General features: G+C 65.7%; 22 protein-coding genes and 1 pseudogene. 13 read left to right on the top strand and 10 right to left on the bottom strand.

Going from position 1 to position 21627, the window contains the following annotated elements:
* Window positions 1-74: 74 nt before the first annotated feature.
* A complete protein-coding gene (locus ACVIGA_RS10325; protein ID WP_456666295.1) occupies window positions 75-764 on the bottom strand; it encodes a L,D-transpeptidase in 690 nt (229 codons plus the stop codon).
* A gap of 250 nt (window positions 765-1014) precedes the next feature.
* On the opposite strand from ACVIGA_RS10325, the gene ACVIGA_RS10320 reads away from it, so the two are divergent.
* Complete coding sequence (locus tag ACVIGA_RS10320; RefSeq protein ID WP_456666294.1) at window positions 1015-2235, top strand: acyltransferase family protein; 1221 nt, start codon at window positions 1015-1017, stop codon at window positions 2233-2235.
* 25 nt (window positions 2236-2260) lie between these two features.
* On the opposite strand, the gene ACVIGA_RS10315 is transcribed toward ACVIGA_RS10320, so the two are convergent.
* Window positions 2261-3043, bottom strand: coding sequence for a sulfite exporter TauE/SafE family protein (locus ACVIGA_RS10315; protein ID WP_456666293.1), 783 nt, complete (start codon window positions 3041-3043; stop codon window positions 2261-2263).
* Between the two features lie 111 nt (window positions 3044-3154).
* A complete protein-coding gene (locus tag ACVIGA_RS10310; protein ID WP_456666292.1) occupies window positions 3155-4540 on the bottom strand; it encodes a TAXI family TRAP transporter solute-binding subunit in 1386 nt (461 codons plus the stop codon).
* 138 nt (window positions 4541-4678) lie between these two features.
* On the opposite strand from ACVIGA_RS10310, the gene ACVIGA_RS10305 reads away from it, so the two are divergent.
* The 3 genes from ACVIGA_RS10305 (at window position 4679) to ACVIGA_RS10295 (ending at window position 7321) form a co-directional block, all read left to right on the top strand.
* On the top strand, window positions 4679-5734 hold the full coding sequence (locus ACVIGA_RS10305) for a glycosyltransferase family 4 protein (RefSeq protein ID WP_456666291.1): 1056 nt from the start codon (window positions 4679-4681) through the stop codon (window positions 5732-5734).
* 35 nt (window positions 5735-5769) lie between these two features.
* Window positions 5770-6459 carry a class I SAM-dependent methyltransferase gene (locus ACVIGA_RS10300; RefSeq protein WP_223975375.1) on the top strand — a complete coding sequence of 230 codons (690 nt, stop codon included), beginning with the start codon at window positions 5770-5772 and terminating at the stop codon, window positions 6457-6459.
* A gap of 244 nt (window positions 6460-6703) precedes the next feature.
* The gene (locus ACVIGA_RS10295; protein ID WP_223975376.1) at window positions 6704-7321 is read left to right on the top strand and encodes a hypothetical protein; all 618 of its coding nucleotides are present in this window, start codon (window positions 6704-6706) and stop codon (window positions 7319-7321) included.
* A gap of 283 nt (window positions 7322-7604) precedes the next feature.
* On the opposite strand, the gene ACVIGA_RS10290 is transcribed toward ACVIGA_RS10295, so the two are convergent.
* Window positions 7605-9269 (bottom strand): aminotransferase class III-fold pyridoxal phosphate-dependent enzyme, encoded by a 1665-nt coding sequence (locus ACVIGA_RS10290; protein ID WP_456666290.1) that lies wholly within the window; start codon window positions 9267-9269, stop codon window positions 7605-7607.
* A gap of 34 nt (window positions 9270-9303) precedes the next feature.
* On the opposite strand from ACVIGA_RS10290, the gene asd reads away from it, so the two are divergent.
* The gene (asd, locus tag ACVIGA_RS10285) at window positions 9304-10170 is read left to right on the top strand and encodes an archaetidylserine decarboxylase (RefSeq protein WP_456670779.1); all 867 of its coding nucleotides are present in this window, start codon (window positions 9304-9306) and stop codon (window positions 10168-10170) included.
* A gap of 197 nt (window positions 10171-10367) precedes the next feature.
* Entirely contained in the window at window positions 10368-11150 is a 783-nt protein-coding gene (locus ACVIGA_RS10280) for an NUDIX domain-containing protein (protein WP_456666289.1), read from the top strand.
* Here ACVIGA_RS10280 and ACVIGA_RS10275 read toward each other — a convergent pair whose 3' ends face one another.
* Window positions 11151-12917, bottom strand: a complete 1767-nt coding sequence (locus ACVIGA_RS10275) for a winged helix-turn-helix domain-containing protein (RefSeq protein WP_456666288.1) — start codon at window positions 12915-12917, stop codon at window positions 11151-11153.
* Between the two features lie 145 nt (window positions 12918-13062).
* Here ACVIGA_RS10275 and ACVIGA_RS10270 point away from each other — a divergent pair, with 145 nt between their 5' ends.
* From ACVIGA_RS10270 to ACVIGA_RS10260, 3 genes are all read left to right on the top strand, one after another.
* Window positions 13063-13422 carry a nickel-binding protein gene (locus ACVIGA_RS10270; RefSeq protein WP_456666287.1) on the top strand — a complete coding sequence of 120 codons (360 nt, stop codon included), beginning with the start codon at window positions 13063-13065 and terminating at the stop codon, window positions 13420-13422.
* 79 nt (window positions 13423-13501) lie between these two features.
* Entirely contained in the window at window positions 13502-13912 is a 411-nt protein-coding gene (locus tag ACVIGA_RS10265) for a hypothetical protein (RefSeq protein ID WP_456666286.1), read from the top strand.
* Window positions 13913-14028: 116 nt separating this feature from the next.
* On the top strand, window positions 14029-14856 hold the full coding sequence (locus ACVIGA_RS10260) for a class I SAM-dependent methyltransferase (protein ID WP_456666285.1): 828 nt from the start codon (window positions 14029-14031) through the stop codon (window positions 14854-14856).
* A gap of 60 nt (window positions 14857-14916) precedes the next feature.
* Here ACVIGA_RS10260 and ACVIGA_RS10255 read toward each other — a convergent pair whose 3' ends face one another.
* The 5 genes and pseudogenes from ACVIGA_RS10255 to ACVIGA_RS10235 form a co-directional block, all read right to left on the bottom strand.
* Window positions 14917-16563, bottom strand: coding sequence for a FecR domain-containing protein (locus tag ACVIGA_RS10255; RefSeq protein ID WP_456666284.1), 1647 nt, complete (start codon window positions 16561-16563; stop codon window positions 14917-14919).
* A 71-nt stretch (window positions 16564-16634) separates the two neighbouring features.
* Window positions 16635-16961 carry a hypothetical protein gene (locus tag ACVIGA_RS10250; protein ID WP_456666283.1) on the bottom strand — a complete coding sequence of 109 codons (327 nt, stop codon included), beginning with the start codon at window positions 16959-16961 and terminating at the stop codon, window positions 16635-16637.
* Window positions 16962-17116: 155 nt separating this feature from the next.
* The gene (locus ACVIGA_RS10245) at window positions 17117-17731 is read right to left on the bottom strand and encodes an inner membrane-spanning protein YciB (RefSeq protein ID WP_456666282.1); all 615 of its coding nucleotides are present in this window, start codon (window positions 17729-17731) and stop codon (window positions 17117-17119) included.
* Window positions 17732-17875: 144 nt separating this feature from the next.
* On the bottom strand, window positions 17876-18985 hold the full coding sequence (locus tag ACVIGA_RS10240) for a helix-turn-helix domain-containing protein (protein WP_456666281.1): 1110 nt from the start codon (window positions 18983-18985) through the stop codon (window positions 17876-17878).
* 153 nt (window positions 18986-19138) lie between these two features.
* Window positions 19139-19808 (bottom strand): annotated as a pseudogene (locus ACVIGA_RS10235) (DUF2147 domain-containing protein).
* Between ACVIGA_RS10235 and ACVIGA_RS10230 the strand changes: the two are divergent.
* The 4 genes from ACVIGA_RS10230 (at window position 19750) to ACVIGA_RS10215 (ending at window position 21337) form a co-directional block, all read left to right on the top strand.
* Window positions 19750-19965, top strand: coding sequence for a hypothetical protein (locus ACVIGA_RS10230; protein ID WP_456671016.1), 216 nt, complete (start codon window positions 19750-19752; stop codon window positions 19963-19965). The pseudogene ACVIGA_RS10235 and the gene ACVIGA_RS10230 sit on opposite strands and share 59 nt — an antisense overlap.
* 105 nt (window positions 19966-20070) lie before the next feature.
* Window positions 20071-20415 (top strand): hypothetical protein, encoded by a 345-nt coding sequence (locus ACVIGA_RS10225; protein WP_456666280.1) that lies wholly within the window; start codon window positions 20071-20073, stop codon window positions 20413-20415.
* Window positions 20416-20436: 21 nt separating this feature from the next.
* Entirely contained in the window at window positions 20437-20892 is a 456-nt protein-coding gene (locus ACVIGA_RS10220; protein ID WP_456666279.1) for a DUF2147 domain-containing protein, read from the top strand.
* A gap of 103 nt (window positions 20893-20995) precedes the next feature.
* Window positions 20996-21337, top strand: coding sequence for a hypothetical protein (locus ACVIGA_RS10215; protein ID WP_456666278.1), 342 nt, complete (start codon window positions 20996-20998; stop codon window positions 21335-21337).
* Window positions 21338-21627 lie beyond the last annotated feature (290 nt).

Here is a 21627-nt window from a genome sequence, read left to right as displayed (position 1 = left end):
CGTTAACGATTATGAACGCAACAACGGCCCCGGCATGATGCCGGAGCCGTCGTCAATGTCTGAATGTGTCGGACCTAGCGGACGGCCGAGCCGAGGTCGGCGCGGCGGTCGGTCATCGGCAGCACGATCACCTTGGTGCCGACGTTGACCCGCGAATAGAGGTCGGTGACGTCCTCATTGGTGAGGCGCAGACAGCCGGAGGAGACGTGGGTGCCGATCGTCTCCGGCGCGTTGGTGCCGTGGATGCGGTACACGGTGCCGCCGAGATACATGGCGCGGGCGCCGAGCGGGTTGCCGGGGCCGCCGGCCATGTGGCGCGGCAGATAGGGCTGACGGGCGATCATTTCCGGCGGCGGGGTCCAATCCGGCCACTCTGCCTTCTTGGTGATGGTCTGGGTGCCCGACCAGGTGAAGCCGTCGCGGCCAACGCCGATGCCGTAGCGCATGGCCTGGCCGTTGCCCAGCACGAGATAGAGGTAGGTGTGCGGGGTATCGATGATGACGGTGCCCGGCGCCTCGCGGGTCGGATAGGCGACGACCTGGCGGCGCAGGCGGGCGGGCAATTCGACGGAACGGTCTTCCTCCTGCGCCTGCGGCATCGTCTGCACCGGCGGCTGCACCGCCTCGGTCGGCGGCGTCAGGATGAAGGGGAACATCGGCAGCGGCGCGGCCGCGGCGGAATTCGAGAAAGCGACGGCGCCGATCGCCAGCGCACCGAAGGCGGCGGCAGCGAGACGTGCGTTCAGCTTGATGGAATTGAACATTGTCGACCCCTGTTGTTTGCGCCCTGCGCGCCGGTTCCGGCGCGTCGTTGGGCCAAACAAGTACAGGTGAGGCGTTTCAGGACGTTTGCACGAAATCGCCAAAATGGTTTCGTGGCGTTAGGGATTTGTTTCGTCGGTGTTTCGTCGCACGGTTAAGGGAGCGTTGCCGGGTAGGTTGTACCGCATCAGGACATCTATCCCGGCACGAGGCTTGCTGTCCGAAGGCGTGGTTTGGAATGGAGTGGAAGTCATGCCAGCGCCTTCGATCGGGAGCATGCTGGATCAGCAGAAGGGCTTTGGTCCCGGGTTCGATTTTCTCCGCGTTGCGCTCGCCATCGCCGTCGTCGCCGGCCATACGCCCTACGTCGCCACCGGTCGCGGTGACACCGATCCGACGTCGGTCCTCTGGTTTCCGCAGTTTGCCATCCTCGTGATGTTTTTCGCATTGAGCGGATTCCTGATCGCCGCAAGCGGGCTGCGGCTCAGCGTTAAGGAATTCCTGATCAATCGCGGATTGCGGATCATTCCGGCGCTGGCGGTCGAGATCGTGCTGTCGGCGCTGATCCTCGGGCCGATTTTCACGACGCTGCCGCTCTGGGATTATTTCACCAGCGCCGGCACCTGGAAATATTTCACGAACGTCGTCGGCCTCGTGAACTACACCCTGCCGGGCGTGTTCAGCGACAATCCCGCGCCGGAGGTTAACAGCTCGCTGTGGACCGTGCCGTTCGAATATGGCTGCTACGCGGTGATGGCAGTCATCATGAGCCTCGGGCTGCTGCGCAAGCCGGCACTGATCCTGACCGGTGTCGTCGTGCTGGTCGCTATCGGCTTTGCCGTGCAGTTCACTGGGCATGCCGCAACGCCGCCCCAGCTGCCTGCCGGCGTCGCGGGCACGCTGCATGACAAGATCTTCAGCACGGCGTTGTTCCTCGGGCGCGGTGCGAAATTGCCGGTCGCCTGTCTGCTTGCAATCGCGGTCTACCTTTACCGCGACCGCATTCCCTATGACGGGCGCATTCTCGCCGCCTGCTGTGCGCTCTGCCTCGGCGCCGTGCTGCTTGGGCCGGCGGCCTGGATGACCCAGCCCGTCCTCAATGCCGTCATTGCTCCGGCGCTGGTCTACATCACCGTGTTCCTCGGTGTCTCAAAGCTTCCGCGGCTGCCGCTGCTTTCGAGGGGTGACTATTCCTACGGGATCTATCTGTACGGTTTCCCGATGCAGCAGGTGGTGAAGGTGTGGTTGCCGTACGCGTCGCTGATTGTCCAGTTCGCCGTCGCGCTGGTGCTGATCACGGCGTTCGCGGCGTTCTCCTGGCACTGGATCGAGAAGCCGGTCCTGAAGCTGCGTCGCCATTTCTCGTTCGTGGCGCGCAAGCGGCTCGAGCCGGACGATATGGCCCGAACGCTCGAGGGGATCGGGCCACTCGCCGTCAGCGTGAGCGGCAGCCGGAGCGCGCGATCTTCCTGACGGGCAGCAACAACGTCGGCCGCGCTCAGAGCTGAACGTATCCGGCCAGTCCGTCCCACAGCAGCTTGGCTGCGGTGACGACGAGAATGGCGTAGCAGAGGCGGTAGAGCGCGCGCTGGTCGAGGCGTTCGTGCAGCCGCCAGCCGGCCCAGACGCCGACCGGCACGGCCGGTACGCACAACGCCATCAGCATCCACAGGCTGCGCGACGGCGTGGCGAGCACCAGCCACGGGCCGGCCTTCAGCAGATTGCCGACCGTGAAGAACAGGCTGGTGGTGCCGGCGTAGAACGCCTTCGACATGCCGAGCGGCAGCAGATAGATCGCAAGCGGCGGCCCGCCCGAATGCGCGACCATCGTGGTGACGCCGGAGGACAGCCCGGCGAGCGTTGCCTTGATCGTCGAGCGCGGACGCGGCTTGATCTCGCCGCCACCGATGAACCACAGCGCGGCGAACACCAACGTCACCAGGCCCATCACGATCTCGACGGCATGCCGGTCGAGATCGCGCAGCACGAAATAGCCGAGGCAGATGCCGACGACGAGCGCCGGCAGCAGCATCGCGAGGTCGACGCGCGACCACGTATTGGGGCGCCAGAACCGCAGCGCCGTGATGTCCATGACGACGAACAGCGGCGCGAGCAGCGCGCCCGCCGCGATCGGATCCATCGCCAGCGAGAGCAGCGGGATGCCGACGATGGCAAAGCCGCCGCCGAACGCACCCTTCATGAAGGCGATCAGGAACACGCCGGCCAGCGCGACCGCGAACACAAACGGCGCGGGCATGTCGGCGATGATGGACGTGATCATGGTGTCGTGCCGAGCGTTGTGGTCGTACTCAACATGGCCACGCGCGCATGCACGCGCAATCCAAACATTGCTCTCGGTGCATATTGCTCTCGGTGCAATCGGCGTGTGCGCCTAGCTTGCGCGTATCCTCGGCACGCCCGGCCGGTCGCCGTTGATCACCGCGCGGCGGTCGGAGACGGCGTGATGGAATTGCTCGAGCGTCAGCCCGATCGCCGAGAGATCGCCGTCCTCGATCGCGCCGTCGTCGTAGCAATCGAGCGCCTCGCGCAGCAGCGCGTCCGCGTCGCCTTGCATGGCCGCGAGTTCCTCCGGCGTCTCGGCGCCGCGCACCCGCGAGATCAGCGTCAGCAGACCGTCGCGATGGGTGATGTAACGCTCGCGCTCGTCGCGCTTCACATAGTGGCGCAGCCAGGCGCCCGCCGTGCCGAGGCCGGAGACCAGCAGGATGCCGCCCCAGATGTAGTCGGAGTATTTTTCGAGGAAGGTGCGCTCCGTGCCGTCGATGTAGGCGGCCGCGCCCTGATGCGCCGGCAATGCGGCGTCCTTGTCGGTGTCCGGCTTCTCGATCTTGGCCGCCGCCGGCACGTCGCGCGCGACCTGAAGCCGCTGCGTGAACAACTGCCGGTCGAGCGCGCCGACGGTTGCTTCGTGCAGCGCATGTTGCGCGATGATGAGGTGATTGACGCCGACGGTCTCGATCTTGTCCTCGGGCCGGGCCGGCGAAGAGGAGAAGATGCTACCGGCGATTTCCTCGGACTCATAGAGCGGATGCTTCTGCGCGATCGCTTCCGAGACATCGACGGGGAGGAATTTCGGTTCGCCGCGCGCAGCCGCCGTCGCCGCGATCGCGTCCGCCGTGATCTTGCTGTCGAGCGGCCCGACGGTCATGTAGGCGTCGAGCGAGGGATCGCGCGCGAGATCGGCAACTTTGTTGACGGCGAACTGGCTGATCGTGACCTTGTCGGGGTTGATGCCGGACTCGGTCAGGATCACGCGCAAGAGCGTGACGTTGGCCGGGGTGCTGCCGATGACACCGACCTTGTGGCCCGGGAGATCGTCGATGCTCTTGATCTTCGCAGACCGCGGCTTGCCTTTGCCGCCCGACGGTGCCCACAGCACAACGACATTCTTGCGCAGGATCGCAACCGCCTCGGCGCTCGCCGGCCGGCTGAGATCGCCGCGCACGACCGCGAGGTCGACCTTGTTCGCGGTGAACAGCGCGATGCTTTCGGCGGCGCCCTGTGTCGTGACCGGCTTCAGCCGCACCGAGTGGCCGTCACGCGCAAAGGCCTGCGCGAATGCCTGGATGAGCTTGACGTCCTCACTGCCGGTCGGGCCGACCGCGATCTTCAACGTCACCGGACGCAGCCCGTAGAACAGCAGGCCTGCGACGACGGCAAACACGAAGATGCCGGCCGCCAGGATCAGGAGCGACGAGTTTCGCCGTTTGAGCCTGCGGCGCGTGGTGCCGGGATGTTCACTCTGCTGCTCTGACATCTGACTGTCATGTTACACGAAAAACCGGCAGTTCGCCGTGAAAAACAACCTAACATTTCGATGACGTCATACGTTTGAAACATCCATGTCAGAACGTCGTGCGAGCAGAATCAAGATTAACGATTTGGGTCTCCTGCGATGCGCATACTCGTTGCGACCGATGCCTGGCATCCGCAAGTCAACGGCGTGGTTCGGACGCTGACGTCGCTTGCGCGTAGCGCAGCGACCCTCGGCGCCGAGATCGAATTCCTCACCCCCGACGGTTTCCGTTCGGTCGGCGTGCCGACCTATCCGGGCCTGCGCATGGCGCTGCCGAACCGCCGCGAGATTGCGCGCCGGATCGAGGAGGCCGCGCCCGAGGCGATCCACATCGCGACCGAAGGACCGATCGGCTGGGCGGTGCGCGGCTATTGCCAGCGCAACAAGCTCGCCTTCACCACCTCCTATACAACGCGCTTCCCGGAATATGTTTCGGTGCGCACCGGAATTCCCGACAGCGTCGGCTATGCCGTGCTGCGCCACTTCCACGCGTCCGGATCGATGACGATGGTCGCGACCGACTCGCTGCGCACAGAGCTTGCCGAGCGCGGCTTCCGCAAGCTCGGCTTCTGGACCCGCGGCGTCGACACCAAAATTTTCAATCCGGACCAGCCCGCGCTGCTCGATCTGCCGCGGCCGATCTTCATGACCATGGGCCGCGTCGCAGTCGAGAAGAATCTCGACGCCTTCCTGTCGCTGGACCTGCCGGGCTCCAAGGTCGTGGTCGGCGACGGCCCGCAACGGGCGGCGTTGGAACAGAAATATCCCGACGCGATTTTCCTCGGCGAGAAGAAGGGCCAGGATCTGACCTCGCACCTCGCCGCCGCCGACGTGTTCGTGTTCCCGAGCCTGACCGACACCTTCGGCGTCGTGCAGCTCGAGGCGCTGGCCTGCGGCACGCCGGTCGCGGCGTTCCCGGTCACCGGCCCGAAGGACGTCATCGCGGATCATCCGATCGGCGCGATCGACAACGATCTGCGCAGCGCCTGCCTGCGCGCGCTGAACATGTCGCGCGCCGACTGCCGCAATTTTGCGTTGGAGCGTTCCTGGGAAAACAGTGCGCGTCAGTTCATCGGCAATCTGGCCACGTTGCAGCCGAGCCGCGCGCCGCGGCCCGCCCGCCGCGTCGCCAGCCGCAGTGCGGTTCCGAATTAACGGTTCAAACGAACGAAAGACGAGAGACCTAATCTATGGCTGAAATCATCAAGCTGGGCGCCGACCGTTCCATGGACTTCGACCGCGAAACGGTCGAGCAGGCCTATGACCGCTGGGCCCCGATCTACGACCTCGTATTCGGCGGCGTGTTCAGCAAGGGCCGGCAGGCCGCGATCCAGGCCACCAACAAGATCGGCGGCCGCGTGCTCGAGGTCGGCGTCGGCACCGGCATCTCGCTGCCGCTCTATAGCCAGAACGTGCGCATCTTCGGCACCGACATCTCCGAGGCGATGCTGGAGAAGGCCAAGAAGCGGGTGACCGAGCAGGGCCTGAAGAATGTCGAGGGCCTCGCGGTGATGGACGCCGAGAAGCTCGAATTCCCCGACGATTCGTTCGACGTGGTGATGGCGCAGTACGTGCTGTCGGCGGTGCCGAATCCGGAAGCCGCGCTCGACGAGTTCGCGCGTGTGGTGCGTCCGGGCGGCGAATTGATCATCCTGACCCGCGTCAGCGCCGATGCCGGCGTCCGCCGCTTCATCGAGCAGAAGCTGCAGCCGGTGGTGCGCCCGCTCGGGTTCCGGACCGCCGAATTCGCCTGGTCGCGCTACACCAAGTGGCTGGCCGGCGCGCGCGGCATGGAGCTCGCGGAGCGCCGCCTGATCCCGCCGCTCGGCCATTTCTCGCTGGTCCGCTTCCGCAAGGCGGACGTCGCCAAGGCGGCCTGAGGCGGCTTGGCCAAGGCGGCCCAGAGCCGCCGGTCCTCCCGGGTGAGGTGGCGCACAGCGCCCCCCAAGCCAGGAGGCTACGATTTCCTCCGCCTCATCCCCGCAAATCTCGCCGGGATGAGGCAAGACCCTGCTCCGGTTGCGTCAAGGCGTCGCTCCGCATTGTCATATGTCATTATGATGATGTCACACGCGATACATCGAATCCCTGTAAATCCTGTCCCGAAAGATGTTGGGGGAACCAATGATCAAGAATTTTCTGCAAGAGCTGCGTACCCAGCGCTGGGATGACCATCGCTTCTACCATCACAGCCGGATCAACCAGAGCCTGCACTTCGTCAGCGCGCTGAGCTTCCTGTTCGCTTATGTGATGCTGTTCTTCGATCCGGTCGTGTCGGCTTTGGTCGGCTGGCTGGTCTCGATGACCTCGCGCCAGGCCGGTCACTTCTTCTTCGAGCCGAAGGGGTATGACCACGTCAACCAGGCGACCCACGAGCACAAGGAAGACATCAAGGTCGGCTACAATTTGCAGCGCAAGGTCGTGCTGATGGCGATCTGGGCGCTGTCGCCGATGGTGCTGTACTTCGATCCGACCCTGTTCGGCCTGTTCAAGCCCTGGGTCACCATGGGCGACTTCACCCGTCAGGTTGCCAAGGTCTGGCTCGTGGTCGGCATCGGCGGCCTCCTGTTCCGCACCATCCATTTGTTCTTCATCCGTGACGTCGAGACCGGCCTCGTCTGGATGACCAAGATCGTCACCGACCCCTTCCACGACCTGAAGCTCTATCACAAGGCGCCGCTGTTCCTGATGAAGGGTGAGCTGATCGATCCGGGTCTGGAGAAGCACGTCAGGCACGCCTGATCGTTGCTCCAATATCTTTCCGATATGCGTCGTGCCCGGGCTTGTCCCGGGCATCTACGTCTCTAGGGTTCCTGTGAACAGACTCGGCCGAGCAATTTGCAACAACGGGACTGCGCTCCCTCTCCCGCTTGCGGGGGAGGGGTGGGGTGGGGGTGTCGCCGCTTGCGGCAATTTTCGTGAGAAGAGAGCCCCCACCCGGATCGCATCGTTCGATGCGATCCGACCTCCCCCGCAAGCGGGAGAGGTGACGGAAGGCCGTGGATGCGTCAGGGCCGACGAGGGCTCAGCGCCCGAACCTCACGGCGACCATCTCTTTCAGGATCTGCCGCTTGATGTTCTTGTTGGTGAGGCCTTCCTGGTGCCACCACCAGCCGTCGCGCTTCATCTTCTCGGCTGCCGCGACGAACCGGTCGGCGACCTCGGCGAAATCAGCGTCGGTGTAGTTCAGGCTGAAGATCAGCCGGCCGGTGCCGACCCAGCTCAGCGCCAGTCCTTCGGCCCGCAGATAGTATTGCAGCATCCAGTTGTAGCGGGACGGCTCGGTGTAGGAGACCGTCCAGATCGACGAGATGTTGCCGATGCGAACCGGCAGGTCTTGCGCTTTGAGCCGGTCGTTGAGCGCCTCGGCGCGGCCGTTCCAGGTCTCCTCGAGCCCGTTGTAGATCGAACGGAAGTTCGGGCTGGCGAGCCGGCTCAAGAACTCGTCCATCGCCGTCATCACGTAGGGATGCGAGTTGAAGGTGCCGCGCGCGAAGCAGATATCGGCCGGCCGGTCGTCGCGGAAGCGGCGCATCAGGTCCTTGCGGCCGCACACCACGCCGACCGGAAGCCCGCCGGCCAGGCTCTTGCCGTAGGTCGCCATGTCGGCCTTGACGCCGAAATATTCCTGGGCGCCGCCGGCGGCGAGGCGGAAACCGACGAATACCTCGTCGAAGATCAAGACGATGCCGCGCTCGGTGCAGACCTCGCGCAGCTGCTTCAGCCATTCGGTGTAGGCGGCGCGGTCGTACCTCGAGGAACGCGACGAATCGACCAGCGCGGAATCGCCGGGTGCGTTGCCGTTCGGATGCAGCGCCTGCAGCGGATTGACCAGCACGCAGGCGATGTCCTTGCGGGTGCGCAGCACGTGCAGCGTCTTCTCCGACATTTCGGCGAGCGTGAAGGTCTCGTGCGGCGACACCGGATTGCCGACGCCGGGCTGCACCTCGCCCCACCAGCCGTGATAGGCGCCGGCGAAACGGACCAGATGGGTCCGCTTGGTGTGGTAGCGCGCGAGCCGCACCGCCTGCATCACGGCCTCGGTGCCGGACATGTGGAACGAAACCTCGTCGAGGCCGGAAATCTCGCAGAGGCGCTTGACGTTGTCGGCGATGATCGGGTGGTAGGGGCCGAGCACCGGGCCGAGCGCGTGGGCGCGCTTCTCACCCTCGGCGATGCACTCCTTGTAGAAGTCGTTGCCGAAGATGTTGACACCGTAGGAGCCGGTCAGGTCGTAGGACACATTGCCGTCGAGGTCGGTGACGGTGACGCCGCTGGAGGCCTCGACGAAGGCCGAGGTGCCGAGATGCTCGCGCACCAGGCGGCTATACTGGAACGGCACGCGGTAGGTTTCGGTGAACTGCAGATCGGAGATCCGCTCGGTCACTTCGGCGGTCAGCGCGCGGCCCTTGGGATAGCGATCCGCGTAGAGGCCGGCGAGGCGGAAGAAGCCGTCCTGGCGCTGCATCGCGACGTCCTTCGGGGCTCCGTCGGAGCGGAAGAACTCGTCGATGTCGAATTCGTAGTGCGGGACCATGCGCGCCACCATCTTGGACATCTTGGAGTGTCCGGTCAGCGAGCGGTGCTTGGCGCGCGACAGCGCGAGGCGGGCCTGAATTTTGGGGAATGCTGCGGCGGCGCCGGCAAGCGCGGCGGCGGACAGCGAGAGAATCGGAAGGGATGTTTCCATGACAGAAGCGCTAGCCTCGGCACCTAACAAATTCATGACAGTCAAGGGGCTGATCTCGGCATTCACCCAGCAGGAAGACCTCAATTTCCTGCTAACCAACCGGATTCCGCGGGCGGCGATCACTCGCTTCATGGGCTGGTTCTCCAAGGTCGAGAACCCCCTGGTGCGCGACGCCTCGATTGCCTGCTGGAAGCTGTTCTCCGACCTCGATCTGTCCGAGGCGAAGAAGACCGAGTTCAAGAGTTTGCACGATTGCTTTACCCGCGAGCTCAAGCCCGGCCTGCGCCCGGCCGTGGCCGATGCCGCCATCATCGCGAGCCCGTCGGACGCGATCATCGGCGCCCATGGACGGATCGAGGATGGCCAGTTGTTCCAGGTCAAGGGCGCGCCCTATTCGCTGCTCGATCTTCTCGGCGATCCCGCGCTGGTGGAGCAGCACAGCAACGGCCGCTTCGTCACGCTGCGGCTGACCTCGAGCATGTATCACCGCTTCCATGCGCCCTATGATCTTGCGATCGACAAGGTGACGTTCATTCACGGCGACGTCTGGAACGTCAATCCGATCGCGCTGAAGCGGGTCGAGCGGCTGTTCTGCAAGAATGAGCGCGCGGTGCTGCGCGCGAAGCTTCCGACCGGCGAGGCGCTGACGCTGGTTCCGGTCGCCGCGATCCTCGTCGCCAGCCTCCGCCTGCATTTCCTCGACGTCACGCTGAACGCGCAGTCGCGGGGCCCGGTGGATTTCCCCTGTGACGCGCATGTCAAGAAGGGCGACGAGCTCGGCTGGTTCGAGCATGGCTCGACGATCATCGTGCTCGCGCCCGGCAATTTCGAGTTCTGCGACAATGTCGCGGAGGGAACACGGATCAAATGCGGCGAGCCGTTGTTGCGGAAGTCCTCATAGCGCTTTCGAGCGAAGTGGACACCGGTTCGCGCGAAGAAAGCGCGTCAAAATATGGACTCTGATGTCGCTTTCTCGTTCGCGCCATTTCTTTGAGCACGATCTGCCCGGAAAACCGGTTTCCACTTTTCAAGATCATGCTTTAGAATAGCCGGGATCGTCGCGCGACGATCCTAAATCGCAAACCTGATGGACACGAGATGGCGCGGACGCCTGTTCTGGCGGCGGGAGGCATTGTGCTGCGGCGGGACGCTCCGCAGCGCTTCGCCGTCGTGCGCCTGCGCAAGCGCAATGAGTGGGTGCTGCCGAAGGGCAAGCTCGACGATGGCGAGACGCCGCGCGACGCCGCCGAACGCGAGGTGCTGGAGGAAACCGGCCACGACGTCGAGGTGCACGAATTCCTCGGCACGCTGGTCTACGATTCAGGCGGGCGCTCGAAGGTGGTGCATTATTGGCGCATGGATGCCGGCGGCAAGCCGGTGCGTGCGTTGATGAGCGACGTCAGGGAAGTCGACTGGCTGCCGCTCGACGAAGCGCTCGATCGCCTCTCGCGCGGCTATGAGCGTGCGTTTCTGGAAAATGTCGGCCCGATCGCGTTGCAGGCTGCGGCGGACGCCGAGCGCGAGCGGCGTGCACAGTTGCGGGTTGCGGCCGCGGAGCGACGGCGCAGCCGCGCGGCGATGGTGCCGCCGGTTATCGAGGAGCGCGAGGTCGCCAGCGCGCTTGACGTCGCTGATGTGCCCGTGCCGACGGAGATACCAGCCATCGAAGAGACGGCGTTGGCGCGGAGCGAATCCGATACGCCCGCCACGGTGCCGGAACACTCCGTTGCGGACGCCGGCGAAGTGGTCGAGACGGCGCCTGCCGCTGAAGCGCCGCCGTCATCCGCGCGCCAGATCGAGCCGGTTGCGATGGCCGTTCGGCCTAAGCCGCGCAAGAACCTGATCGATCGCGTGCGCGACTGGCTGCGCCGCGCAGCCTGATCACCGGCCAATGCTTTGACGTCGTACGGCTGGTTGCCAGCCGTCGATGTCATGCTGCAAGGCAGTGCAGTCAGCGCGGAGCTTGGGCGAACCCAATTCACCAGCCACGAGCTGGGCCGCATGAACCTCGGCCATGGCGCCGCGAATGTCGCCACGCTCGAGCTGGAGGCGGGAGATCTGAAGTCTGAGCCGTACGATCTGGACCCGCCCGTCGATGCTCGACCAGAGCTGGCGGGCGAGATGGAGATGCCGCATCGCTGCTTCGTGATCCTGCCGAGACAAAGCGAGGATCGCCTGCGCTTCGTTGGTGAGCGCGCGGATCGAGGGCATCGGCCAGCGATCCGCACTTCCGGAAAGTTCGCAGATCAATGCCTTCGCCTGGCCGCTCCGATGCGTGTGTGCTGCGACCAGCGCCAGGTGCGCGAGCAGGATTCCCCGGCGCTGCAATGTCCACCAGGACTTGCCGATCAAGCTCCGTTCGAGGCTCGCATGGGCGGCTTCCGCTTCGCCTCTTGCGAGCAGCAACATCGCGCGGCCCGGCTCCGGGCACCAGCCCATCGTGTATGCCCTGTCGTAGGCTTCGAGTGCTGCGTCGTCATTGCCGATCGCTGCAAGAATATCGCCCAGCACCCGGTTGGCATCGCCCATCGACCATGGCGCATCGCTGGTCAGGCGCGCGAGCGCATCCTGGATGCGAGCCAGCGCTTCGTCGAGCGAGCCCCTGATGCCGAGCACCTCGGAGCGATGCAACTGGCATGAACCTGTCAGTTCCATGCCGCTGCTCGAACAGAAATTCTGGTAGCTCCGTGTCCACTGGTCGGCCCGGGCCCAATCTCCGAACATCCGGGCTGCCCAGAGAATGTTGCAAAAAAGGCTGCCGCCCATGATCGGGTCCAGATTGGTGCTGGACAGGGCGACCGCGGCGGCATGGTCCTGATCGGCCAGCCCGCCATGCGTGTCGCCGAGGCATAGCCGATAGAAGCCGCGATAGGCCAGGCTCAGCGCTTCGATGTTGAGCGCGTCCTTGTATCTCACGGCGGTGTAGGCCGCGTCGGCCAATGCGAGTGCCTGTTCCGGCTCGCCATCGAAGGCAGCCAGTTTCGACTTCATCCATAACAGCAGGGCCGTCGTCGGAGGATCGTCGAGCATCGAGGCCCAGTCTTCTGCGCGCGCGAGCCAGCCCTTTCCGATCGCGGCCTGACCGCTCTCGAAATGCAGGCCCGAGAGCGCGATGGCGTCGACCGCTGCTCCGGCAGCGTCGCCGGCCTCGCTGCGCGCGGCGACTGCGCGAACCAGAACCGGAATCGCTGCCGCGGTCCTGCCGAGGCATTGCAGGGCAATTGCCCAATCGTGGAAATCTTCGGCGCTGAGCTGGCCGTCTCCGTCGGCGCTCTGAAAGAGCGTTGCCGCCTGCAGCCATAGATGTCCGACCGCCGCACGTCGGGCGAGGCCGATTGCTCCGATTGCACCGACGGTGCCATCGACTTGCTTGTGGTCAATGCGTTCCGGCTGCCTGGAATCAACGAAGAACCGATATCCCTTGCCCGGCAGATTCCGGATCGCGCCGTCCATGCCGCCCTGGCGCAGCGCGGCGCGCAACGAACTCACCGCCCGCTGCAGCGAGTTGTCGGTGACCGTGACATCCGGCCAGACACCTTCGAGCAGCTCGTCCTTGGAGACGACCCGCTCGCGGTGGTGGACAAGGTAGACCAGCAGATCGAACACACGCGGCTGCAAAGCGACTTCCTGCCGCGCGCACAGCAGCACGCGTCCAGCTTCATCAAGCTCGAACAGTCCAAATGAGAATGCCATGTGTATGGGTCCGGGGATGCCGGAAAAGGTTCAGGCAAAGATCAGACAATGATCAGCCCGCGGTAAGGACAGTTGGCGTTGACCGCGCCTATAGCTGAGCATGGCCGCGATTGCCGCAGCCTGCCGTTCAACCGTCGCAACCGAGGAGATTTCGATGGAACTCTATGTCATCCGCCGTCCGAGCGCCTGGGCAAACATGGGCGAGCTGGAACTCGCCGGCGCAACGTCAGCCAGGATCGGCGACGAGCAGATGCCGGACCGCGTCCGCTGGATCCGAAGCTATGTGGTGCATGAGGCAGATGGTCGCATTGGCACTTTCTGCATCTACGAGGCGCGTGATGGTGACTCGATCCGGGATCATGCGCGCTGCGTCGGCATGCCGGGCGAGGAATTCTACAAGGTCGCGACCACAGTGGTGGTGCGTGCTGATCCCGTCGAACCGCCCATTGCAGCCGAATGACGCCTGCGAGGCGTCGCATGGCGCATCCCGGCCCAACCATTATCCGGGGCGCCATCACACTTCGATCAAGGAAACGATTATGCCGATCTTATTCATGGAGTCCGTGTCTAATCCGGTACGAAGACATTTTTCCATCCTGCTCTTGCGCATCCGCCGGATCGTCAACCAATCGGTCGCAGGCATGCTCGCACACCGCGAGCGGCAGGCCACCCGCTTGATGCCGCGCGAGCCCGGCGACCGGCGATTGAAGCACGCCGGCAACCGCTGCTCCCGGCCGATCATTCGAAGCGCTGTGCTCGGGCTGATGATCGCGGGCTTGTCCTCGCCCGTGTTCACGCGAGCGGAGGAGCCTGTGGTTCGGGAGCTTCATGCAGCTCCGGCGCAGCAGGCCGTTTGGTCTCAGCGCAGCAAGAGTGGCTGCAGGCATCGCTCGGATTGGAGCATGGTTGCCGCGTCTCGCATTCCGGTCCTGCTCGACCGTCGTACATAGTTCGCAGCACATTGAAGTCATTGCACCGCATGACGCCGTTTTGGCGCAACGCGCGGACTTCAGGCGAAGCCAGCGGCTTCGCCGCGAGCCGCGCGTCATTTTCAAAGGAGATGCACATGAACGTTCAGACCGAAATGCCGGCCGTCGATCTCGCCGGCGTCAAGGCACGCCAGCAAGCCACCTGGAGCTCGGGCGACTATGCGATCGTCGGCACTACGCTTCAGATCGTCGGCGAGACGCTCTGCGAGGCTGTCGACCTGCGCAGCAATCAGATGGTGCTCGACGTCGCCGCCGGCAACGGCAATGCGACGCTGGCCGCGGCGCGGCGCTTTGCCGATGTGGTCTCGACCGATTACGTCGGAGCGTTGCTCGAGCGCGGCCGCGAGCGTGCCGCCGCGGAGCGTCTACCCGTCACGTTCCAGGAAGCGGACGCGGAGAGGTTGCCGTTCGCCGACGCGAGCTTCGATGTCGTGCTGTCGACCTTCGGCGTCATGTTCACCGCCGACCAGCAGCAGGCTGCGAATGAATTGCGCCGTGTCTGCCGCGTCAGTGGCAAGATCGGCCTTGCGAACTGGACGCCGGAGGGGTTCATCGGCCAGGTATTCAAGACCATCGGCAAATATGTGCCGCCGGCGCCGGGCGTGAAGTCTCCCGCGCTATGGGGCACCGAGGCGCATCTCGCCGCGCTGTTCGGCCCGCAGGCGACGGTCGACGCCAAGCGCAAGCACTTCAATTTCCGTTACAGGTCGCGCGAGCATTTCCTTGAGATCTTCCGCACCTATTACGGTCCAGTGCTGAAAGCCTTCGGAGCGATCGATGCCGTCAAGCAGCAACTGCTCGCCGCCGACCTGTTCCGCCTGATGGACCAGTTCAATGTCGCCAAGGATGGGACGCTGGTCATCCCCAGCGAATATCTGGAGGCGGTGATCACCAGGCAGCGCTGATCTGCGGTTCGCAGTTTGGAATGGGGCGCCGGCGCTTGTCGCCGGTGCCACTTCGTTCGGTTACTGACGCTTGTTCTTGGGCGGCGGCTTCGCGGCGCGCGGCGGCGGTGCGCGCCGTTGCTGGAACGCGGGGCGTGCCTGCACTGCGGGCCGTTGCGCGCCGGGGCGGACGCCAGGTGCGGCCTGCTGGATGCCGGGCCGCGCCTGGCCCGGTGCCGGCGGCGCAGGCTGCACCGCACCTTGTCGCGGCACGCTTGGTTGACCGGGCTGTCCTGGCTGGCGCACGCCGCCCGGCGGCTGTGTGCGTCCGGGCTGCAGGCCGCCTTGACGTGCAGGTGATTGTTGCCCGCCGGATGGCGTCGCACCGCCTTGGCGCGTTGGTTCTTGGCGCGCAGGTTGTCCCGCAGGCTGCTGTCCGGCTGGCGTCTGGACGCCGGGCGCGTGCGGCAGCGTCGTGCCGCCGGGCTGGCCGGGCAGCGCGTGCTGCGCGCCGCCTTGCTGCTGTTTGCCCGGCTGCTGCTGCGAGCCTTGCCGGCCAGGTGTGCCGGGTTGCGTGCCCGGTTGCTGCGGCTGGCCCGGACGGTTCGGCTGGCCGGGCTGCTGCAACTGGCCCGGACGGTTCTGCTGACCCGGCTGCTGCGGCGCATTGCGGTTCTGGCCCGGCAAGCCGTTCTGGCGCTGCGGGTTCGGCTGCACCGGCTGGCCACGATTCGGATAGGGCGCCGCCGGATTGGCCCTGCGGAAGTCGGGATTGGCGCGGCGGAAGTCACGCTGCTCGGTCACCACCTGGCGGCCCAGCGTCTGCGCGGAATGCACCGCGCGCACAAAGCCCTGGTCACGCGTCATCTGTTGCGGCGAGATCGTCAGCGGCACGGCTGCGAAGCGGGCACCGCCGGTGCCGGGGCGAATCGCAAACCCGCTCGCCCCGTGCGTCAGCACGCCGAGCGAGGTGCCGCCGCGGTCGTTGACCTCGATGCGGCCGACATGTCCGTCGGCGTCGGGATAGAGCTTGATGCCGACATTGTTGCTGATCGCGGTCGCGCCTTCGGGCACCTCGACAAGGCCGGTGGTGCCGCGGATGCCGAGCGTCGCGGTCGGCGTCGAGATCTTCATGTCGCCGGTCTTGGCGACGGCGGCGGCGACGAACGCCGCCGTGCCCTTGGCGACGTTGAACAGCGCGCTGTTCTGCTGGCCGCCGTCTTCGTAGACATAATTGTCGATCGTGATTCTGGCGTTGGCCCGCAGGTTGAACGTGGTGCCGTCGTTGAAGGTGATGCCGAGCGAGGAGGTCGCGGATGTGGCGACGTCGTCATTGGCGAAGATGTCGTCGCGGATCTGCAGCGGCGTCGTGGTGTTGTTGCGGGTGACGGTGGCGGTGCCGGTCAGAGTCGCGACGTTGCCGATCGGCTCGGGCGCCGTCGCCTGCGGCGCGGCGGCCGGAGCGGGGGTGGCAGGCGCCGGCGTCGACGGTGTCGCGCTCGGCGCCGGGGTGGGCGAGGGGGCCGCTGCAGGCTGTGCTTGCGCAAGCTGCATCAGGTCCGGCGCGGCATTCGCCCCTGCATGCCAACCGATGGTCACGCCGGCACCAAGCAGAAGCGCATAAAGGAAGGCGCGGCGCATCACCATCGATTCCCGGGAGGCATTGGGGATCGGCAATTGAGCCGCGTCAGGCTGAATGCCGAATGAACGGTCCTGCCTTGTTGTCATGGCGGACCCGAACGATCAAGCACCGCGCTTCCGGAAGGAGGCGCGGTGCTTGGTCGTCGTTGGGGTTTTGCTTAGCCGCGCTTGTGAGGAGTGATGTTGAGTGGCTTCGCCGGCTTGGCCGCGGGAGCGTAGCTTGCAGGCTGCGCGGCGGTTGCGGGCGGCACGTAGTGGAACACCGCCTTGCAGCCGTCGCTGAGCAGCGCGCGCTGGCGCACCATGCAGGCGGTAACGCGATCGACGTCGGGGATTTCCGAACTGCACAGCCGCATCGCATCGCCGGTGCACATCTGCTGCTGCTCGTCGGTGTAAGCATAGGACGCCGAGGTCAACAGGCCGATCGTGAACGCGGTTGCCGCCAGCAGTTTGCCGTGACGAAGCGCGGAAGCGGTGAAAGCCATGATGTCCCCCTTGTGGTGATCGCGCCGTTGCAGCGCGTCGTCGAGGCCATCAGTAGGGAGGCTTGGTTTCGGCAATTCTTCGTGCGCACGGCAAAATGGTTTCGTCGCGCGCCGGTTTGTTTCGTTAACCACACGCGGGCGGTTGACGTCAGCCCTTACGGGGTCGCCGTCGCCGGAGCCCCCTCGAGCGCGAGCACGGCCTCGCGCTGGGCCTCGGGCATGGCCCGGATGCGGCGCCTGGCGGTGAAGCGGATCGCGGCAAAGCCGCCGAGGAACACCACGATCTTGCTGACGATACCGAAGATCGGCATCACCACAGCCCATGTCGTGATCTCGCAGGTCAGCGCGACGAAGGCGTTCACGGCGGCGGAGGTGAACATCAGGGCTGCCCAGGCGTAGCCGACCATGACGGCGACATCGGGCACGACGGTCTGTGCGATCTCGGGCAGATAGCGGTTGAGCCAGCCAGGCTTCAGCATCACGACGCCGACGATGGTGTAAATCACGCTCGGCTTGAACAGCACGAAGCGCGGGTCATTCGTTAGCAATGTCGCGGTGCCGGCGGTGACCACCAGGAACAGGCTCAGCCATTCCATGGTGTCGATCCGCCTCCGGCGAACCATCTGGATGCCGATCTGCGTGACGCCGAAGGCGATGCCGAGGCCGACCGAAAGCGCGGTGTTGTGCGTCAGCAGGAACAGAACGAGAAAGACAAGGGTCGACGCCAGGTCGAGGGCCAGCAACTTTGCCGCAGTGAAAAAATGCTTCATCGGCCGTCGAACTCCGCTTGCCAGGTCACGTTGCCAGGTCACGTTGTCATGCCACGCCTCAGCGCGATCTGCGCCCGTGTCGGCGCAGCTAGGCAGATTGTGGGGCCGCAAGCCTATCGATTTCTGAAATCGAGGAGCGAATTCTCACCCCGGCCGGGCGTTTTCCGCAGCGTCCGTGGTTTGCGCGGCCGTCGCCCGGCGCCGAAACTCGGTCGGCGTCAGCCCGGTGTCGACCTTGAAGGCGCGGTTGAACGGCGCCAGCGACTGGAACCCGGCGTCGAGCGCAATCGTCAGCACCGGCACCTCGGTCTGGCCGGCATCGGCGAGCGCCGCCTTGGCTTCGTCGAGCCGGTAGCGGTTGAGGAAGGCGTTAAAGTTGCGATGGCCGAGCCCGTCATTGATCAGCGTCCGCAGCCGGTATTCCGGCATGCCGAGCTTGACCGCGAGCACGCCGATGGTCAGCCCCTCCTGCCGGTAGGTCCGCTCGGTCGCCATCAGATGCTTGAGGTGATTGAGCGCGGCTTGGCTGGACGGCGGCGGAGCAGCATTGGCGAGCGAACGCGCGGCGACCGGCGCGGCCTGGCTCCGCCCGCCGACGCTGGCTACCGCCGGCTGGCTCTCGGGCGGATCGAACAGCATCATCCAGATCGCGATCAGCGCGAATGCGGCAAGGGCGAGTGCGGCGCTGAGGCCGATGGACCGGGTCGGCATTGCGGCGAGCCCGGCCGCCGCGGCGAACATCATCTGAAGGCCAATGCCGATCAGCAGCGCGATCCGGATCCGGCCGCGTGCGGTCGTCACGGCGGTGCGCCATCCCTTCGGAATTTGCGCGATCCCGAGCACGGCGAAGCCGATCGTTGCCAGCGCCAGGGCGCGGCCGCACGGCCCGGCGAGATCGGGCCAGATCGTCCAGCAATTGTGGCTCACGACGCCGAGGCCTGCGACCAGCGTCCACACCGCCGCGTGCCAGGGCCGCAGGGCAAACCGCTCGTCGAACATCGCGCGCGCCCACAGCCAGAAGATCACCGGCGAGCCCATCGCGAAGGCGATGAACGGAGAACTCCAGCCGAATGACGATGCGGGAAAGAAGGGTGCGGTCGTGATCGCGTAGGCCGCGCCGGCCACGCCCATCGCGGCACCGAGATGCGCAGCGCGATGCACCGCCGCGTAGCGCAGCAGCAGCACCGCGCAAACCACCAGGAACAGCGCGACCACCGCGCCCCGGAGACCGAGTTCAAGAGCCGTCATCGCCATCGCAAGCCGCCTGCAGGTTCGATTCAACCTCGACATTGCGACGCTTATAGCGCGTCCGGTCATCGACATGAAGCGACCGTCGGGCGGTAGAAAACCTGATGTCCGCTCGCCGTTTGCGCGGCAGCGGACATCAGACCGTGCCGCTTTGACGTCCTAGCCGACCCGCTTCCAGGTCTGGCCGCCGCAGAACATGCCGCCGAAGGCGCAGCCCTGCACGCGCATCGCATTCGGGCCCTTCATCGCGATCGTCGAGTCGTAGTTGCGGCCGGAGTCGGGATCGTGGATGCGGCCGCTCCATTTGCTGCCGTCGGGCCGCATGTTGATCAGGATGCGCTCGTTGGTCTTCTCGGAGTAGCCGCACAGATTGTCGCCGCACGCTTCGACGCGGACATTGCCCTTGTTCTCCTCGGTGGCCCAGACGCCGATCGGTCCGGTCGGCGCCGGAGCTGGCGCGACGGCAACCGGAGCGGCTTGCGGCGGGCGGCGCAGGCTGTGCGGCGACCGGGGCAGGCGCAGCGGGTGCGGCGTCGACCGGCGCGGGAGCCGCGGTGGCAACCGTCGTCGAAGCGGCGGGAGGAGCGGGCGGCGGGACGGCGGCTGCGACCGGCGCAGCCGGCTGCGGCGCGGTGGCCTGAACCGGCGCGGGTGCAGGGGCAGGCGGTGGCGCGTTCGTCGGGGCGACATCGTCATCATCGTCGTACTTCGAGCCCAGATTCTTGCTGATGCCGCCGATCGTGCCGTTATAGCCCGGCGCCGAGATTCGGATGCAGGACAGCGCGCTGCAATTGCGCGGCGCCTCGACATGGATGCGCTGGCCGTCGATCTGGAAGGTGATGCCGGTTCCGCCGGCATGCGCTGATGTGGTGGCCATCAGCAGCGCGGCGATCGCAACGAGCTTCTTCATCTTGGTCTCCATGGCGTTGAGCGGGGGTGCAGCGATTGGTCCGGACGCTACGCGCCGCCGGCTCCCGTTTCGGTGATGTGCATCACGTTGCCAGGCAGAGCCGAATGGTTCGCCACGGTGACGGAGATCACTGCGCCGTGGACGCCGCGCTCCTAGCGTCATCGGACGTTTGGTGGTTTCGATGAAGCGCTTCTGCCTGCTCGTCGCGCTGATGCTGTTCATGCCGCTCGCCCATGCCGGCGAGGGCATCTCGTTTTCGATTGGCGGCCACCGCGTCCATCTCGATTCGACGCGGTTCCGCTCGCTGTCCTGCGTCTCGGTGTCGGGCGCATCCAGGCGCGATGACGACGCTGACAACGGCCGCGCGATCAAGCCGGTGCCCGCACCTGCGGCGACGGCGGCAACCCCTGCCACGCCGGCCGCGAGCGCGCTGCCCGCGCCTATGCCGGCAGCACCTCCCGCGCCGCCGCCGAACATCGTGTACAAGCCCGCTCCAGTTGCGCCCGCGGCCGCGCCGCCGCCGTGAGCACCATCGCCGCCTCGCGTGATGACGCCCCAGTCAACACCGGTTGTCGCCGCACCGCCTCCACCGCCGGCCGAGGTGCCGGCGCCGCCGGTGCTGCGCGTCTCGCGCGAGGCCGACGAACCCGACGACGGTCCGATCGGCGACTGGCAGACCGAAGCCAACGATCTGGTGCGCATCCGTCTCTGCGGCACGGCGCTGTGCGGCTATGCGCTCGACAAGACCACGCGCGATCTCGGTGAAGCGGTGCTGATCAACATGAAGCCTAAGCAGGAGGCGCGCTGGGATGGCGGTGTCACCAGCCATGACAGCGGCACCATCCGTTACGGCACGCTCGAGTTGAAGGGGGCCGATAGACTGCGGGTCTTGTCCTGCGCGCTCGGCCGCGTCTACTGCACCGGTGCCGATTGGGTCCGCGTCTCGCGCGCACGTCACCGCGTGATCACGCAGGGGCAGCTCCGGAGTGAGCCGCGCTCCTGAACGCGCAGCTGTCCAATTTGTAACCGGACGCCGTCGAACCGTTTGCGGTCTCGCGCGCGACCGATAGAGGTCAACACTGTCTTCGCAAGCGATGGAGGCAAATATGAAGCGCCTGAGCCTGGCCGCGCTGCTGCTCGCCGGCAGCGTCGCCGCCGCCCATGCCGACAACGACATCTACACCAACATGTCAAAACAGAAGCGCGGCGACGACGCGCTGCATGCCGACGCTGCGGTCTGCGATGCGCAGCTCGGCGCGCCGCAGAACGGCACGCCGACGTCGCGGCAATACAAGAGCTGCATGCGCACCCGCGGCTGGCGCTTCAGCCACACCATCCGTGAGCCGCGCCGGCGCGACGACGGCTATCCCCATCCTGATAATCCCGGCCTCGTCTGCCACGATTTTACGATCGGCGGCATCACCGGATCGAGCTGTTCGAATTTTTGAATGTAGGCGATGCGCAGTCTATCACCGTCTTATCACCGTCATCCTGAGGAGCCCACGCTTGCGGGCGTCTCGAAGGATGAACGGCCCGGCTGGTGGCCGTCGACCCTTCGAGACGCGCGCGTTGCGCGCTCCTCAGGGTGACGGAATCAGTTATCGCAAGAAAAGCAAAAGCGCTCGGCGGGGGCGGCCGCCGGGCGCTGAACTCATGCCTAGTCGAATACTTTAGAACACGCCGAGGACGATGGCGCCGACGAAGGCGAACGCGATGTACGCGGCCACAATGCTCAGCT

It is taken from the genome of Bradyrhizobium sp. USDA 3240 (assembly GCF_054063295.1).
This window is presented reverse-complemented; position numbering and strand designations above follow the sequence as displayed.

Coding starts and splice junctions, on each gene's coding strand:
- ACVIGA_RS10325 (WP_456666295.1), bottom strand. CDS start 764: ATGTTCAATTCCATCAAGCTGAACGCACGTCTCGCTGCCGCCGCCTTC.
- ACVIGA_RS10320 (WP_456666294.1), top strand. CDS start 1,015: ATGCCAGCGCCTTCGATCGGGAGCATGCTGGATCAGCAGAAGGGCTTT.
- ACVIGA_RS10315 (WP_456666293.1), bottom strand. CDS start 3,043: ATGATCACGTCCATCATCGCCGACATGCCCGCGCCGTTTGTGTTCGCG.
- ACVIGA_RS10310 (WP_456666292.1), bottom strand. CDS start 4,540: ATGTCAGAGCAGCAGAGTGAACATCCCGGCACCACGCGCCGCAGGCTC.
- ACVIGA_RS10305 (WP_456666291.1), top strand. CDS start 4,679: ATGCGCATACTCGTTGCGACCGATGCCTGGCATCCGCAAGTCAACGGC.
- ACVIGA_RS10300 (WP_223975375.1), top strand. CDS start 5,770: ATGGCTGAAATCATCAAGCTGGGCGCCGACCGTTCCATGGACTTCGAC.
- ACVIGA_RS10295 (WP_223975376.1), top strand. CDS start 6,704: ATGATCAAGAATTTTCTGCAAGAGCTGCGTACCCAGCGCTGGGATGAC.
- ACVIGA_RS10290 (WP_456666290.1), bottom strand. CDS start 9,269: ATGGAAACATCCCTTCCGATTCTCTCGCTGTCCGCCGCCGCGCTTGCC.
- asd (WP_456670779.1), top strand. CDS start 9,304: ATGACAGTCAAGGGGCTGATCTCGGCATTCACCCAGCAGGAAGACCTC.
- ACVIGA_RS10280 (WP_456666289.1), top strand. CDS start 10,368: ATGGCGCGGACGCCTGTTCTGGCGGCGGGAGGCATTGTGCTGCGGCGG.
- ACVIGA_RS10270 (WP_456666287.1), top strand. CDS start 13,063: ATGGCCGCGATTGCCGCAGCCTGCCGTTCAACCGTCGCAACCGAGGAG.
- ACVIGA_RS10265 (WP_456666286.1), top strand. CDS start 13,502: ATGCCGATCTTATTCATGGAGTCCGTGTCTAATCCGGTACGAAGACAT.
- ACVIGA_RS10260 (WP_456666285.1), top strand. CDS start 14,029: ATGAACGTTCAGACCGAAATGCCGGCCGTCGATCTCGCCGGCGTCAAG.
- ACVIGA_RS10255 (WP_456666284.1), bottom strand. CDS start 16,563: ATGACAACAAGGCAGGACCGTTCATTCGGCATTCAGCCTGACGCGGCT.
- ACVIGA_RS10250 (WP_456666283.1), bottom strand. CDS start 16,961: ATGGCTTTCACCGCTTCCGCGCTTCGTCACGGCAAACTGCTGGCGGCA.
- ACVIGA_RS10245 (WP_456666282.1), bottom strand. CDS start 17,731: ATGAAGCATTTTTTCACTGCGGCAAAGTTGCTGGCCCTCGACCTGGCG.
- ACVIGA_RS10240 (WP_456666281.1), bottom strand. CDS start 18,985: ATGGCGATGACGGCTCTTGAACTCGGTCTCCGGGGCGCGGTGGTCGCG.
- ACVIGA_RS10230 (WP_456671016.1), top strand. CDS start 19,750: ATGCAGGACAGCGCGCTGCAATTGCGCGGCGCCTCGACATGGATGCGC.
- ACVIGA_RS10225 (WP_456666280.1), top strand. CDS start 20,071: ATGAAGCGCTTCTGCCTGCTCGTCGCGCTGATGCTGTTCATGCCGCTC.
- ACVIGA_RS10220 (WP_456666279.1), top strand. CDS start 20,437: ATGACGCCCCAGTCAACACCGGTTGTCGCCGCACCGCCTCCACCGCCG.
- ACVIGA_RS10215 (WP_456666278.1), top strand. CDS start 20,996: ATGAAGCGCCTGAGCCTGGCCGCGCTGCTGCTCGCCGGCAGCGTCGCC.